The organism is Pontixanthobacter luteolus (genome assembly GCF_009828095.1).
Lineage (GTDB): Bacteria > Pseudomonadota > Alphaproteobacteria > Sphingomonadales > Sphingomonadaceae > Pontixanthobacter > Pontixanthobacter luteolus.
In genome coordinates this window covers 1,063,720-1,077,436 of the sequence record NZ_WTYP01000001.1, presented here as the reverse complement: position 1 = coordinate 1,077,436, position 13,717 = coordinate 1,063,720, and the positions used below count along the sequence as shown (strand labels likewise).

General features: G+C 58.3%; 11 protein-coding genes. 8 read left to right on the top strand and 3 right to left on the bottom strand.

Annotated elements, in window-relative coordinates; translation table 11 throughout:
• Nucleotides 1-35: 35 nt before the first annotated feature.
• From GRI43_RS05120 to GRI43_RS05090, 7 genes are all read left to right on the top strand, one after another.
• Nucleotides 36-1,418 (top strand): helix-turn-helix domain-containing protein, encoded by a 1,383-nt coding sequence (locus GRI43_RS05120; RefSeq protein ID WP_160729974.1) that lies wholly within the window; start codon nucleotides 36-38, stop codon nucleotides 1,416-1,418.
• Nucleotides 1,419-1,491: 73 nt separating this feature from the next.
• On the top strand, nucleotides 1,492-1,782 hold the full coding sequence (locus tag GRI43_RS05115) for a hypothetical protein (RefSeq protein ID WP_160729973.1): 291 nt from the start codon (nucleotides 1,492-1,494) through the stop codon (nucleotides 1,780-1,782).
• A gap of 123 nt (nucleotides 1,783-1,905) precedes the next feature.
• Nucleotides 1,906-3,291 (top strand): TIGR03013 family XrtA/PEP-CTERM system glycosyltransferase, encoded by a 1,386-nt coding sequence (locus tag GRI43_RS05110; RefSeq protein WP_160729972.1) that lies wholly within the window; start codon nucleotides 1,906-1,908, stop codon nucleotides 3,289-3,291.
• An 8-nt stretch (nucleotides 3,292-3,299) separates the two neighbouring features.
• The gene (gene prsK, locus GRI43_RS05105; RefSeq protein WP_160729971.1) at nucleotides 3,300-5,402 is read left to right on the top strand and encodes an XrtA/PEP-CTERM system histidine kinase PrsK; all 2,103 of its coding nucleotides are present in this window, start codon (nucleotides 3,300-3,302) and stop codon (nucleotides 5,400-5,402) included.
• A complete protein-coding gene (gene prsR / locus GRI43_RS05100; protein WP_160729970.1) occupies nucleotides 5,402-6,778 on the top strand; it encodes a PEP-CTERM-box response regulator transcription factor in 1,377 nt (458 codons plus the stop codon). Before prsK ends, prsR begins: the two co-directional genes overlap by 1 nt.
• Entirely contained in the window at nucleotides 6,762-8,543 is a 1,782-nt protein-coding gene (locus tag GRI43_RS05095) for a tetratricopeptide repeat protein (protein ID WP_160729969.1), read from the top strand. Before prsR ends, GRI43_RS05095 begins: the two co-directional genes overlap by 17 nt.
• A gap of 48 nt (nucleotides 8,544-8,591) precedes the next feature.
• Nucleotides 8,592-9,560, top strand: a complete 969-nt coding sequence (locus tag GRI43_RS05090) for a bile acid:sodium symporter family protein (RefSeq protein ID WP_160729968.1) — start codon at nucleotides 8,592-8,594, stop codon at nucleotides 9,558-9,560.
• Here the strand turns inward: GRI43_RS05090 and GRI43_RS05085 are convergent.
• Both GRI43_RS05085 and panB read right to left on the bottom strand, forming a co-directional pair.
• Complete coding sequence (locus GRI43_RS05085) at nucleotides 9,526-10,611, bottom strand: DUF475 domain-containing protein (protein WP_202391592.1); 1,086 nt, start codon at nucleotides 10,609-10,611, stop codon at nucleotides 9,526-9,528. The two genes, GRI43_RS05090 and GRI43_RS05085, sit on opposite strands and share 35 nt — an antisense overlap.
• A gap of 81 nt (nucleotides 10,612-10,692) precedes the next feature.
• Nucleotides 10,693-11,565, bottom strand: a complete 873-nt coding sequence (gene panB / locus GRI43_RS05080; RefSeq protein WP_160729967.1) for a 3-methyl-2-oxobutanoate hydroxymethyltransferase — start codon at nucleotides 11,563-11,565, stop codon at nucleotides 10,693-10,695.
• Between the two features lie 126 nt (nucleotides 11,566-11,691).
• Here panB and GRI43_RS05075 point away from each other — a divergent pair, with 126 nt between their 5' ends.
• Complete coding sequence (locus GRI43_RS05075; RefSeq protein ID WP_160729966.1) at nucleotides 11,692-13,119, top strand: sodium-dependent transporter; 1,428 nt, start codon at nucleotides 11,692-11,694, stop codon at nucleotides 13,117-13,119.
• Nucleotides 13,120-13,186: 67 nt separating this feature from the next.
• Here GRI43_RS05075 and GRI43_RS05070 read toward each other — a convergent pair whose 3' ends face one another.
• The gene (locus tag GRI43_RS05070) at nucleotides 13,187-13,669 is read right to left on the bottom strand and encodes a pyridoxamine 5'-phosphate oxidase family protein (RefSeq protein WP_160729965.1); all 483 of its coding nucleotides are present in this window, start codon (nucleotides 13,667-13,669) and stop codon (nucleotides 13,187-13,189) included.
• Between the last annotated feature and the right edge of the window lie 48 nt (nucleotides 13,670-13,717).

Here is a 13,717-nt window from a genome sequence, read left to right as displayed (position 1 = left end):
ATCAAACTCTGTAACGTTGTAAAGAAAGTTACAATATGTCTGAAGGTGCGCTGTTTGCGGGGCCGGCCATGCGGCGGCTGCGGAAGAAGGAAGGTCTGACGCAGGCGGCGATGGCGGCCCGCCTGTCTATCTCCGCTAGCTATCTGAATCTGATCGAACGCAACCAGCGGCCGCTTTCGGCACGAGTAATCGTGCAGGTCGTGGATCAGTTCGACTTCGATCCGCGCAGCCTGCGCGAAGACGAAGCGATCGGCGGCGTCGACGGTCTTTCCCGCCGCTTTGCCGATGAACGGTTTTCCGAATTTGGCATCGACCGCGACGAAATTGCAGAATTCCTAGCGGCAGCACCGCATGCGGCAGCGGCCTTTGCACGTCTGTATGACACGGCAGGATCCGGAGCGCGGGAAGCTGACGATCCGCTGATCCAGTCGCGGCTAGAGATAGAGCGTTGGCGCAATCACTTTGCCGATCTGGATACCATGGCAGAGGAATTGTCGGATGAGCTCCGCCTCTCACGAAGCGATATCGGGGTCGCACTTGGCGAACGCTTGCGGGAGAAGCACCAGTTGGCAGTCCGAATTTTGCCAAGGGAGGTTTTGCCAGACGCGCTGCGCAGGCTCGATCTGCATGCGCGTCAGTTGCAGCTATCCGAGATGCTGTCTCAAGCCTCCCGGAATTTTCAGGTCGCCATGCAAATTGCCCAATTGGAACGCTCTGCGGAGATAACCAGCATCGCGGCCGGGTCCAAATTTGCTGATGAGGCGGCGCGCAGACTTTTTGAACGTCATCTGGTCGGATATTTCGCGGCCGCGTTGCTGATGCCATATTCCCGTTTTCTGCGCGCCTGCGATGCAACGAATTATGACCTGCCGGTCCTGCAGCGGCGATTTGGGGTCAGCTTCGAACAATTGGCGCATCGTTTGACTACGCTACAACGCGTCGGCCAGCGCGGTCTGCCATTCTTCATGGCGCGCATCGACCGAGCAGGGCAGTTTTCCAAGCGGTTTTCCGGCGCCAGCGCGACCACCATCCTTGAAAGCGAAAGCAGCTGCCCGCTGTGGATCGCCAACAAGGCATTCGAACGCGCCGGCGAATTGTGCCGTCAATCGGTCACGGTCGAAGGTTCGGATGCAGCGCCAGCGAACTGGTTCACCGTTGCCCGTACGGTCGAGGGTAGCGGAGCGAGCGAAGAGGCGCGTTTTGTCGTGGTACTTGGTATCGAAGCACGGCTTGCCGCCAATCTCGCGCAGGCCCGAGGCATCGATCTTGAGCAGAATGCGGCGCAGGAAATCGGCCCGGGATGCGCGCGCTGTCACCGCCCCGCGTGCCGCCAGCGTTCACTTCCCCCGCGGGGAGCATTGCTACAATTCGACCCGATATCGCGCGGCGTTACCCCGTTTCAGTTCGGCCCGAATTAACCATCGGATTTCGCAGGGTGGGAAACTTTCACGCAGCCCCAGTGTTGTTCGGTCATAATTACGGAGACAAAACATGTCCGAAGAACGAATTACGCGAACAGAGACAATTGACGGCAACACGCACACGGAAACCACGATTGTCCGCGATAGAGAGCCGTCAGGCGGCGGATCCAAGACCTGGGTTCTTCTCGCAATCCTGGCAATTGTGGCCGTTATCGCATTTGTCGTGTTCGCACAGGTAAGTGATGCCGAAATCGCGCGAGACAATGCCATCGCGGGCGCAGCCAATGACGTTGGTGAAGCAGCGCAGAAAGCTGGCGACGCTGCGGAGGATGTGGCCAGGGACCTTACCGGCAACGATTAAGACTGAGTTAACCTTTCAAGTCCGCTGCGGTCCGGGGAAAATTTGCCCAGTGTAAAGTTTACCGACATTTCACAACTTCCGGTTATCCGGGTGATCCATTGAAGGATGACCGGACCGGGGCAAATGATCCGCCTGTTTAAACATTACATTCCCAACGCAGTTATGCTGCTGGCGCTGTTCGACATCGCCTTGCTTCTCGCAAGTGCTGAGATCGCGTGGCTTGTCCGTGCCTCGCAAATCGGCAGTCTGGTGGGGCCGATGTCCGACCGGTGGTTTACGCTGGCTGGCTTCGTTGTGACCGTTTGGGTCGCGATGATTTCTGTCGGTGTGTACGGAAGCGACGCGCTTCGCTCCATGCGGTTTGCCAGCGCACGCCTGCTGGTTGCAGTCAGCCTGAGCGTGATCGCGCTCTCTTTCATCGATTTCGTGTTGCCTGGATCAACATTCTGGCGGTCCACTTTGCTGTATGCGATGGTCATTTCTGTCGGACTGCTGATCGCCAATCGTCTTCTGATTGGTGGATTTCTCGGCAATTCTGCATTCCGTCGCCGCGTCATGGTGCTGGGCGCAGGTGACCGTGCGATGCGGCTCAAGAAGCTGGGAGAAGATCCAGGCTGCGGGTTCGCGATAGTATCATTTATCGGGATGAACGAGGGCGCTCAGGTTATCGAAGAGGCGATCCCGCGCGCTGCTGTTCATGATCTGGGTCGATTTGTCGAAAATCTGGGCGCTAGCGAGGTTGTTCTGGCGCTGGAGGAACGGCGCAATGCACTCCCGCTCAAAGATCTTCTCCGGATGAAGACAATGGGCGTCCATATCAATGATTTCAGCAGTTTCGTGGAACGCGAGACTGGCCGTGTTGACCTGGATTCAGTCAACCCGAGCTGGCTGATTTTCTCCGATGGTTTCTCGTCCGGGCGCGCGATTTCGAGCGCGGCGAAACGCATTTTCGATATCACCGCAAGCTCACTCCTGCTGCTCATCACCTTTCCGATCATCGCTTTGTTCGCGCTGCTGGTGAAACTCGACAGCAAAGGGCCGGCGTTTTTCCGTCAGCCCCGCGTCGGGCTGTACGGACAGCATTTCGACGTCATCAAGTTGCGCTCGATGCGGACCGATGCGGAGAAGGACGGTGTGAAATGGGCGGAGAAGGACGACCCCCGGGTCACGAGACTGGGCCGCTTCATTCGTAAAGTTCGGATCGATGAATTGCCCCAGACCTGGAGCGTCTTGAAAGGCGAAATGAGCTTTGTAGGTCCGCGTCCAGAAGTGCCCAAATTCGTCGGCGATCTGGAACAGAAACTGCCATATTATGCGGAACGCCATATGGTTAAACCTGGGATCACCGGATGGGCCCAGATCAATTATCCATATGGCGCATCGATAGAGGATGCCCGGCACAAGCTGGAATATGATCTCTATTACGCGAAGAACTATACGCCGTTTCTGGATCTGCTGATCATGCTTCAGACATTGCGTGTCGTGCTGTGGCCGGAGGGTGCACGTTGATGCCGGCCATGTGGTCCCTTGCAAGCTTCCTTTTCGGGCTGATCGGCGCGGGTACCTGTGTCGTAGCAGCTGTGTGGATACTGACACGCGGTGACCGGGACCGGTCGGACCGTATGGCGGTGATCGGCGCTCTTGGTCTCTCGACGCTCTGGTGCGTAATCATCGCCTCAATCGGGGCGGACAGTCTGCCAGCGAACATCGCCGAGGTTGTAAGGAATCTGGGATGGCTGTTTGTCGTCTACCGCCTGTTCGCGAATGACGGGCGCCACGAATCGCTTCGCCCGATCCGTCCTGTCGTCGCGGTGCTTGCGTTCGTAGAACTGCTCCAGCTGGCGTTGCTGGTGGTCGCAATCCGTTTTGCCATCACCGACCAGCTTGCCGCGCTGACGTTCCAGCTCATGAGTATGTTCCGGATCATGGCGGCGGTGGGCGCACTGGTATTGCTGCACAATTTGTATGTCGGCGCGGTGAAAGGCGTCAGGCCGGTATTGCGGTGGAGCGCAGCCGCGCTCGCGGTTTTCTGGGGGTTTGAACTCAATTTCTATACTGTCGCCTATCTCAGCAGGGACTATCCTGCGGAACTGGACGCCGTTCGCGGATTGTTGATTGCCTGTATTGCGATCCCGCTTGCAATTGGCTCGAAACGCAGCGCTGCTGATATCCGCATCCGTCCTTCGCGCAGCGTCACCTTCCAATCTCTCTCGCTGCTGATCATCGCAAGTTACCTCTTGCTGATGGTGGTGATTGCCCAGTCGCTGGCGATGCTGGATGGCGGCATCGGTCGGCTGACGCAGGTCGGTTTCACCTTCGCGGCGTCCATCGTTGCCTTGCTCTGGTTGCCCTCGCAGCGGCTGCGCGGATGGGTAAAGGTGACCGCAGTCAAACATCTGTTCCAGCACCGCTATGATTACCGTGCTGAATGGCTTCGTTTCACCCGCACCGTTAGCCAGGGTGACGATGCATCGCGTCCGCTGCAGGAGCGCGTGATACAGGCCATGGCGGACATCACGGACAGCCCGTCTGGTCTGTTGCTGATGCCGGGGGAGACTGCCGCGCTCGAACTGGCTGCTGCCTGGAACTGGAACGACATCGAAGTCCCTGCCGGACCGATCCCGCAGGTATTGGTCGACCTGTTCGAATCGAACGGTTTCATTCTCGACGTAGATGATGTGAGGGCCGGGCGAGATCAGCATGGCGAAAGTGCGATGATACCCCAGTGGATTCGCGAGGAAGAGAACGTGTGGGCGATTGTCCCGTTGCTCCATTTCGACCGCTTGACCGGGGTCATCGTCTTGGCGCGCCCTGCCGCTCCGAGACGGCTCGATTGGGAAGATTTCGATCTGCTGGGCGTGGTCGGTCAGCAGCTGGCAAGTTATCTGGCCGAACAATCCGGTCAGCAGGCCTTGATGGAATCCGCCCGCTTCGACGAGTTCAACCGGCGGATTGCCTTCGTGATGCATGACATCAAGAATCTCGCCAGTCAGCTCTCGCTGCTTGCGCGCAATGCCGAGAAACACGCAGAGAACCCGGAATTTCGCGCCGATATGCTCGTCACGCTGCGTAACAGCGCGGACAAGCTCAACACGCTACTGGCCCGCCTGAACCGTTACGGTGCCGGCGGTGACAAGAAGCGGGAACCAACCAGTCTTCTCGACATCGCGCAAAGGATCATCGCCCAATATGAAGGGCAGCACCCAGTATCCATGATCCGCAATGACGACAGCCAGGTGCTGGCGGATGCGGAAGGGGTCGAACAGGCGCTGGTTCATATCGTGCACAATGCGATTGAGGCGAGCGACACCGACACTCCGGTCTATCTCGATCTGTACTGCGACGGTGTTCGCGGGTGCATTGAAGTTGTCGACAGCGGCAGCGGCATGAGCCCGGATTTCATCCGAAACGGTTTGTTCAAGCCGTTTGTATCATCGAAGAACGGAGGTTTCGGTATCGGTGCCTTCGAGGCGCGCGAAATCATTCGTGCGATGGGCGGCCGGCTCGACGTGGAATCGCGGGAAGGGCTTGGAACCCGTTTCACGGCCTCATTCCCGCTATCCGCAGTCGCAGGTTATCTATCTGAAACTCATTCACTCAAAAACGCCGAGGTCGCATAATGGCGCAAGAAAAATCACCCCCGCTTCCAAAGCTGCTGATTGTCGAAGACGACGAGGGGCTGCAGGCCCAGTTGAAATGGGCTTACGAAGATTTCGACGTAACGATCGTGGGCGACCGTGAAAGCGCCATCGCTGCTTTGAGGGCAGAGGAACCAGGCGTTGTCACTCTTGATCTCGGATTGCCGCCGGACCCCGACGGTACGACGGAAGGGTTTGCAGTGCTTGACGCGATCATGGCGCTTAAACCGGAGACCAAGGTCATTGTTGCATCCGGCCACGGGGCGAGGGAAAGCGCGCTGAAAGCGATCGAGCACGGTGCGTACGATTTCTATCAGAAGCCGGTCGATATCGAAGCGCTGGGATTGATCGTTCGCCGCGCATTGAACTTGCACAAGATCGAGAATGAAAATCGCCGCCTGGCGGATAAGGTGGGTGAGGACAAGACCGTCCTGGGGGCGATGATTACGTCAGCACCCGAAATGGTGAAGGTCGCACGGACAATCGAACGTGTCGCCAAAACCAATGTCTCGGTCATGCTGCTGGGCGCGAGCGGAACAGGCAAGGAATTGCTGGCGAAGGGTCTCCATGAGGCAAGCGACCGGAGCGGGGGATCGTTTGTTGCGATCAATTGTGCGGCGATCCCGGAAAACTTGCTTGAAAGCGAATTGTTCGGCCATGAAAAAGGCGCCTTCACCGGGGCGGTCAAAACGACCGAGGGCAAGATCGAACAGGCCCATGGCGGCACGCTGTTTCTGGACGAGGTTGGCGACATTCCATTGCCGTTGCAGGTGAAATTGCTTCGGTTTTTGCAGGAACGCACAATCGAACGGATCGGCGGACGCAAGCCGATCGAGGTTGATACGCGGATCGTGTGCGCGACGCACCAGAACCTGGAGGCAATGATTGGTGAAGGGCGCTTTCGTGAGGATCTGTTCTATCGCCTCGCAGAGATCGTCATCAAGATACCGGCTCTGTCTGAAAGACCCGGTGATGCCATATTGCTCGCCAAGGCATTTCTGAACAGATTCTCTGCGGAGATGAACCCGCAGGTGAAAGGCTTTGCGCCCGACGCGCTGGCAGCGATCGACAGCTGGAATTGGCCAGGGAACGTCAGAGAACTGGAGAACCGGGTCAAGCGTGCGGTTATCATGGCTGATGAAAAGCTGGTCTCAGCAATCGATCTGGATCTTGAGGCAGACGCCGACGAGGCTGCTGAGGTTCTCAACCTGAAGAGCGCGCGGGAACAGGCTGATCGCAAGGTTATTCGGCATGCCTTGGCGCGAACCGAAGGCAATATTTCCAGCACGGCAAAGATACTCGGCATCAGCCGGCCCACGCTTTATGATCTGCTGAAACAGTATGATCTTCAGGGGTGAAAACTTACCATCTCTGGTTTTTGCTGCCGCGCTGATTTTTACGGCGGCAGGCTGCTCCGCGCCCGAAGCAGATGACCCGCCAATCCAGCAAGCCAAACAGGCCCTGGCCGATGGCGACGGACTGGGTGCTGAACTGATACTGCGCGACCTGCTTGCTTCGGGAGCGCCGCGTCCTGAGGTCGCCGCTTATCTGGGCGAGGCTGAATTGCAGCAGGGAGAGCTGGCCGAGGCACGCAAATGGCTGGAGCCGGGCGACTTCACCGATGAAAGCGTGGGCCACGGGTTCCACATGCTCGCCAAACTGGAAATGGCGGCGGGTAACCTGCCGGCCGCAGGTCAGGCTTTCGACAAAGCCCTGGCAGTCAAACGGGAAAATCCTGAACTGTGGGTCGATATCGGGCGTTTGCGTTACCGTGGGGGAGAGCAGGCGGAGGCGGTCGAGGCCAGCATCTACGCGGTGGAAATCGATCCGGCCAATCCCGCAGCGCTACGGTTTCGTGCGCAGTTGCTCCGTGATGCAGAGGGGCTGGCAGCAGCTGTTCCGTGGTTTGAGAGAGCTCTGGAGCGCAACCCGGATGATGTCGGCTTGTTGTATGACTATGCAGCCACTCTGGGCGAACTGGGCCGCGCGAGCGAGATGCTCTCCGTCGTTCGTAAAATTGCCAAAATCGATCCAGCCTACCGCAAGATATACTATCTGCAGGCTGTTCTTGCTGCCCGGGCAGGGAAGTTCGAGCTCGCACAGTCGATGCTTTTGCGCAGCAGCCGTGAAGACCGGGACACACCTGCGGGACAATTGCTTGCAGGCATCATAGATCTTGAGAACGGTAATTTCGCCAGCGCAGCGCAAACGCTTGAGCGGTTGTCCGCCGCGCAGCCTGACAATCGGCGTGTATCCAGCCTGTTTGCCAGAGCGCTTGCGATGGGCGGCAATGACAAGGAGCTTGTCTATCGCTTCGAAAATGTAGCCGCTCTGCCTAGCGCATCCCCATACCTGACCACCTTGGTAGGCCGATCGCTCGAGGTGCTCGACCGCCGCGACGATGCCGCCCGCTATCTCGATAAGGCGGCAAGACCGCGCTCGGGCAATCTCGTGGCTGTGAGCAGCGCCACACCGCTGGGCGTGGCCGAGGCGCGCGGTCCGGCAAGCGGCATGGATGCGCTTGCGCTTGTCAGGGCGCGAATAACTGCCGGAAATGGGCGCGGTGCCGTAGCCGCCGCCGATGATTTTCTTAACCGGTTTCCCGGTTCGTCCGACGCCATCACGATGGCTGCCGATGCCAGCCTGGTGGCTCACGATTACCCTAAGGCGATAGAGCGCTATGAGCGGGCTGCACGAATTCGCGGGCCGTGGACTGCGACCCGCAAGCACATAAAAGCGCTGGAGGCCGCGGGGCAAACGCAGGACTCTGCCAGAGTGCTGACAGATTATCTGAGGGGCGACCCCTCTAATCTGGAAGCAGCCGTTTTGCTGAGCATGCACGCCGGTGGCGAAGGCAGATGGGGCGCGGCAGCGGCATTGGCCGACCACGCGATCCGCAATGGCGGGCACCGTGATCCCAGCTTGCTCGCCCTGCGTGCCGAGATTGCGCTCCGCCGGAATGAAGATATCGCGCTCGCTTTGGAATACGCAGAAATCGCCTATGCGCTTCAGCCGATGAGCGCAGATACCACGCGGACGCTGGCACTTGTTTACCGCAAAGCGGAAGGGTTTGATGATCTGGCCGGCGTGCTTGAGGCGAAGCTCGAGGCGATGCCGCGCTAACAACCCATATTTCTAGACAAGCAGCGGGGCTGGCGGCAGGGGGCATGCATGTTCGCAGTGCTATCCCGTGTCGACCTCATGGTCAGGTTGCTGATCGTAGCAATAGTGCTTGCCACGTTCCTGCCCGTCACCGGTGCCCAGCGCGAAGCGGCGCAGATGGTTTCGAGCATTGCGATTTTTCTACTGTTTTTCCTCAACGGGGTCCGCCTGTCGCGCAAACAGGTCATCGCGGGCCTTGCAAATTGGCAGATGCTGCTGCCGCTTACGCTGTGGTGCTTTGCCGCTATGGCATTGGCAGGATGGGGTCTGTTCGCGATTGGCGACGGCTATCTGCCGCCGCTCGTTGCGCTTGGGCTGCTGTATTTGGGGGCGCTGCCTTCGACGGTTCAGTCTGCCACTGCATACACATCAATGGCCGAGGGGAACGTGGCCAGTTCGGTTATTGCAGCCGCGCTGCTGAATATCCTGGGCATTTTCATCACTGCGCCGATCTTTGCTTGGTTAAGCGGTGGAGACAGCGTTCAGCTGGGGCTGGGCGGCCTGACCAAGATCTTCATGATCCTGCTGCTGCCGTTCGCCTTGGGGCAGATTTTCCAGACCCGTCTGGCTCCCTTGCTGATGCAGAGGCCAACGATCATCTCGTGGCTGGATAAACTTGCAATCGCGATTGCAGTCTATGTCGCCTTCTCCGGCGCTGTCGAACAAGGTATCTGGCACCAGTTGGACCCGCTTGCGTGGATGGTACTGATCGTTCTTCTGAGTGTTATGCTGGGGTTCGCGTTTGCCGGAAGCTGGCTGGCTTCACGAGCGGTCGGGTTGACGCGAGGCGACCGGATTTCATTCATGTTCGCTGGTGCGCACAAGAGCGTGGCCATGGGCGCACCGCTTGCGTTGGTCCTGTTTCCGGCGGCAGAAGCAGGACTGATCCTCGTCCCGCTCCTGCTTTATCACTTGTTCCAGCTGATCTTGTCCGCTCCGCTGGCTACGCGTCTGGCTGCTCCGCGCCGTCAGTGTTAAGGCCAGCATTAGCACCGTTCCGGTTGTGGCGTATCGACCACCACAGCGACAAACCGATCAGCGCGGCCCCGATCAAGCCCGTGATGGTTTCCGGAATATGGAATTTCGCAGAGGCTAGCATGATGCCGCCCAAAACGATGATCGCCCAGAAAGCGCCATGTTCAAGGAAGCGGTATTGAGCGAGCGTGCCTTGCTTCACCAGGTGGATGGTCATCGAACGCACGAACATCGCACCGATTGAAAGACCGAGCGCGATCACGACCATGTTGTTCGACAAAGCGAACGCGCCGATAACACCGTCAAAGCTGAACGATGCGTCGAGTACGTTGAGGTAGAGAAAACCACCTAGGCCGCTACGCACAACCGCGCCTTGCAGCCGCGCTGCTTCCTCGCGCAATTCCAGGATCGCGTTGATCCCCTCGACCGCGATGAATGTCACCAGGCCAAGGATGCCGGCAATAAGGAATGTCAGCGCCTCGTCCGGTTCGAGCAATCCTGAAATGCCCCAGAGGACCAGAAGCAGAATAGCGATCTCTGCCGCTGGCAGGGCAGCAAACCTGGAGAGTTTTTCCTCGACAACGCCGATCCAGTGAATGTCCTTGTCCAGATCGAAGAAGAATTTCAAACCGACCATCGCGAGAAACGCGCCGCCAAATCCGGCGATGCCCACATGTGCTGAGCTGACAATCCGTTCGTACTCCGCAGGCTGATTGAGAGAGAGGTTGATCGTCTCAATCGGTCCGATACCAGCGGCGATTGCCACAATCGCGAGCGGGAAGACGACGCGCATTCCGAACACCGCGAATGCGATCCCCCATGTCAGGAACCGTTTCTGCCAGACATCACTCATTTCCTTCAGCACCGACGCGTTGACCACCGCATTGTCAAAGCTGAGCGAAATCTCGAGTATCGACAGTACGAAGACGATCCACAGCAAAGACGCGGTGCCCGACAGCGTGCCCGTGCTCGACCAGCCATACCAGCCAGCAAGGCCGAGACAGATCAGTGTAAAGATGAGCGCGAAGGAATAATAACGCTTGATAGTGGCCATTGTGGAACCCTGTTTTAATTTCGTGCGCAGCTAGCCCGCGTCAGCTGCGGGGGCAATCCATCAAATTCCGCTTTGAGCGGGCTATTTCTTCGGTTGGTAGGTCTGGTCCGGGCCGGGGAAGCTGCGTTCCCTGACTTCGTCTGCATATGTCTTGACCGTGTTCTCGATCATCCCGGCAATGTCTTCGTATTTCTTCACGAAGCGGGGGACCCGATCAAACATTCCCAGCATATCCTCTGTGACCAACACCTGTCCGTCACATCGTGCGGAGGCACCTATTCCGATGGTCGGGCAGGAAATCGCCTTGGTGACTTCGATTGCGATGGGTTCGACGACCCCTTCGACGACAACTGCAAAAGCGCCCGCATCATCCAGCGCCTTCGCATCGGCAACGATCTTGTCCGCTTCGTTGTCGCTGCGGCCCCGCGCCATATATCCGCCGAGGACATTCACCGCTTGGGGAGTCAGGCCGACATGGCCCATGACCGGAATACCCCGTTTGTTCAGGAACTCTACGGTTTCTGCCATTGCTTCGCCGCCTTCCAGCTTGACCGCGGCTGCACCTGTTTGTTTGAGCAGGTAGGAAGCGCTTTCGAACGCTTGCTCTTTCGATGCCTCGTACGAACCGAACGGCATGTCGATAATTACGACGGAATGGTAGCTGCCCCGGACAACCGCAGCGCCGTGGTTCGCCATCATCTCGAGCGTGACGGGAATGGTCGACGGCAAGCCGTAAATGACCTGCGCCAGCGAATCGCCGACGAGCAACATATCGCAATGCGCATCCAGCAACTGCGCCTGTCTCGCGGTGTAGGCCGTGAGCATGACAAGCGGTTCTGCGGTGACGCCGTCTTGCTTGCGCAGGCGGATTTTGGGCACCGTCAGGCGCTTCATGGGGGCCGGCGTTGGGTTGGCGCGGCTGGTCGAAGTGTCGAGCTGAAAGGTAGTAGACATGGGGCGCACTTCTAGCCGAGTGGGGGATTTGCGCAATTCCTGCCTCGACTAGAGGCCTGATTCATTGCAGAAGCCCCCGGACGAAGCGGCGCTGAGGGGTGCCGCCGAGAGAGGAAATTTAAGCTTATGGTCGCAACTGCCGCTTCACCGCGCGAAGGCTGGTCTTCCCGCTCAGCATTCATTCTCGCCGCTATCGGGGCAGCCGTCGGGCTTGGTAACCTGTGGCGATTCCCGACCCTGGCGGGAGAAAACGGGGGCGGCGCCTTTGTTTTGTTCTATATCGGATGCGTGTTCCTGCTCGGCTTACCGCTTTTGCTGGCCGAAATTTTCATTGGCCGTGCTGGGCAATCGGACGCAGTTGGATCGATCCGCAACGTAGCCGCTCAGTCAGGCGTATCCACCAGATGGTCGTTGTTCGGCGGCCTGGGCGCGCTTGCCGCCTTCCTGATCGTTTCCTTCTATTCCGTGGTTGCGGGCTGGGTGCTTTACTATGTTGGTGTCTTCGGCATGGACTTGCTGCAGGCTCTGCTTGCGGGCGATCCCTTCCGGGGTGCGCTGCAAGGCCAATCGCAAGAAGTCATCGCCGGACGTATGGGCAACCTGTTTGCGAGCCCCGGGCTTTTGCTGACGATGCACCTGCTATTCATGGGTGCGACCCTCTTTACTGTTGCGCGCGGCGTCAGCGGCGGGATCGAAAAGGCAGCTACATGGCTCATGCCGGCATTTTTCGTGCTTCTTGTCGGCATCACCATTTACGGTGCGGTTGTCGGTGATGTGGGAGAGGCGGTTGCGTTTCTTTTCACACCCGATTGGTCGAAACTGACCCCCGAAGTGATGAACGCGGCGCTTGGGCAGGCATTGTTCTCGCTATCGCTGGGTGTAGCCGGGATCATCACCTACGGTTCGTACATTCAGGAAGGGACCAAGCTTGGCTCGACCGCTGCTGCGATTGCGATTGCGGACACCGGCGTCGCTTTGCTCGCAGGCCTTATGATCTTCCCGATCGTATTTGCTGTTGGTCTTGATCCGGCAGCAGGTCCGACACTTGTGTTCCAGACGCTACCTTTCGCGTTTGAAGCGATGCCCGCCGGGTCTTTGATCGGTTTCCTGTTCTTCATCCTTATCCTGGTGGCTGCGATTACAAGCTCGATCTCGCTGCTCGAAGTTCCGACAGCTTGGGGTGTGGGTGAAATGGGTTGGTCGCGGCACAAATCCGCGCTGATATTCGGTGCCGGTGCTTTCGCGATCGGTGTCTTCTGTCTGCTGGGTTACAATGTGCTGGCAGATGTCAGGCCGCTGGGCTTCTGGTCCATTTTTGCCGAAACGGACATTCTCGATACGGTGGATGGATTTACCGGCAAGATCATGCTGCCGCTGGGCGCTTTGCTGGCGTCGCTGTTTATCGGTTGGCGGGCGGATCGGCGTTTGCTGGAAACGACAACCGGCCTTTCAAACGGCATGTTCATGGTTTGGCGGTTCCTGCTGGCCTGGGTTTGCCCGCTAGCGGTCACGATCATTCTTGTAACGGGCCTGTTCCCAAGCCTGCTGGGCTGATCCGAACGGACAACACAAAAAGGGCCGCTCGATTGAGCGGCCCTTTTATTTTGGCTTGTGCTGAATTTTAGAGTGCAGCTTCAGCGTGCTGTTTTTCGGCCTCGTCGTGGACGTTCATGCCGAGCGCCATCTTCGCCACGTTAAGGATGCTCATGTCGCCGTTCCAGATCTCCGCATTGCCGAGGTCCATACGCAGGAACAGGATGTCGGGATCATCCTTGCCGCCGTCGTACCATGCTTCGACAAAGTTGTTCCAGAACTGGTCGAAACGTTCTTTCGACGTTTCGACTGCGAGGTTGCCGTGGAAGCGGGCGAACATCTTGTGATCATCGCCGGTGAAGGTTGCGGTGGCTGCGCCCAGCTTGGCGAAATCGCTGTTCTTCTGAGTGAAGAACCAGATCGCGCTGTCGGCGTCTTTGTCCAGCTGTGCGGTCATCGGAACTGCGGTGCTGGGATCGCCGTCTAGCTGGAGGAAGAGAAACGACGAATCGTCCATCGCCTTCCAGAATTTGGTCTTCAGTTCATCGGCTTTGCCATCTTGATATCGCATTGGGGGCTCCTTGTTTCGTTTGGTAGTTCAACGGGAAAGGCGCGTGTT

Coding starts and splice junctions, on each gene's coding strand:
- GRI43_RS05115 (WP_160729973.1), top strand. CDS start 1,492: ATGTCCGAAGAACGAATTACGCGAACAGAGACAATTGACGGCAACACG.
- GRI43_RS05110 (WP_160729972.1), top strand. CDS start 1,906: ATGATCCGCCTGTTTAAACATTACATTCCCAACGCAGTTATGCTGCTG.
- GRI43_RS05070 (WP_160729965.1), bottom strand. CDS start 13,669: ATGCGATATCAAGATGGCAAAGCCGATGAACTGAAGACCAAATTCTGG.
- GRI43_RS05095 (WP_160729969.1), top strand. CDS start 6,762: ATGATCTTCAGGGGTGAAAACTTACCATCTCTGGTTTTTGCTGCCGCG.
- prsK (WP_160729971.1), top strand. CDS start 3,300: ATGTGGTCCCTTGCAAGCTTCCTTTTCGGGCTGATCGGCGCGGGTACC.
- GRI43_RS05075 (WP_160729966.1), top strand. CDS start 11,692: ATGGTCGCAACTGCCGCTTCACCGCGCGAAGGCTGGTCTTCCCGCTCA.
- GRI43_RS05090 (WP_160729968.1), top strand. CDS start 8,592: ATGTTCGCAGTGCTATCCCGTGTCGACCTCATGGTCAGGTTGCTGATC.
- GRI43_RS05120 (WP_160729974.1), top strand. CDS start 36: ATGTCTGAAGGTGCGCTGTTTGCGGGGCCGGCCATGCGGCGGCTGCGG.
- panB (WP_160729967.1), bottom strand. CDS start 11,565: ATGTCTACTACCTTTCAGCTCGACACTTCGACCAGCCGCGCCAACCCA.
- GRI43_RS05085 (WP_202391592.1), bottom strand. CDS start 10,611: ATGGCCACTATCAAGCGTTATTATTCCTTCGCGCTCATCTTTACACTG.
- prsR (WP_160729970.1), top strand. CDS start 5,402: ATGGCGCAAGAAAAATCACCCCCGCTTCCAAAGCTGCTGATTGTCGAA.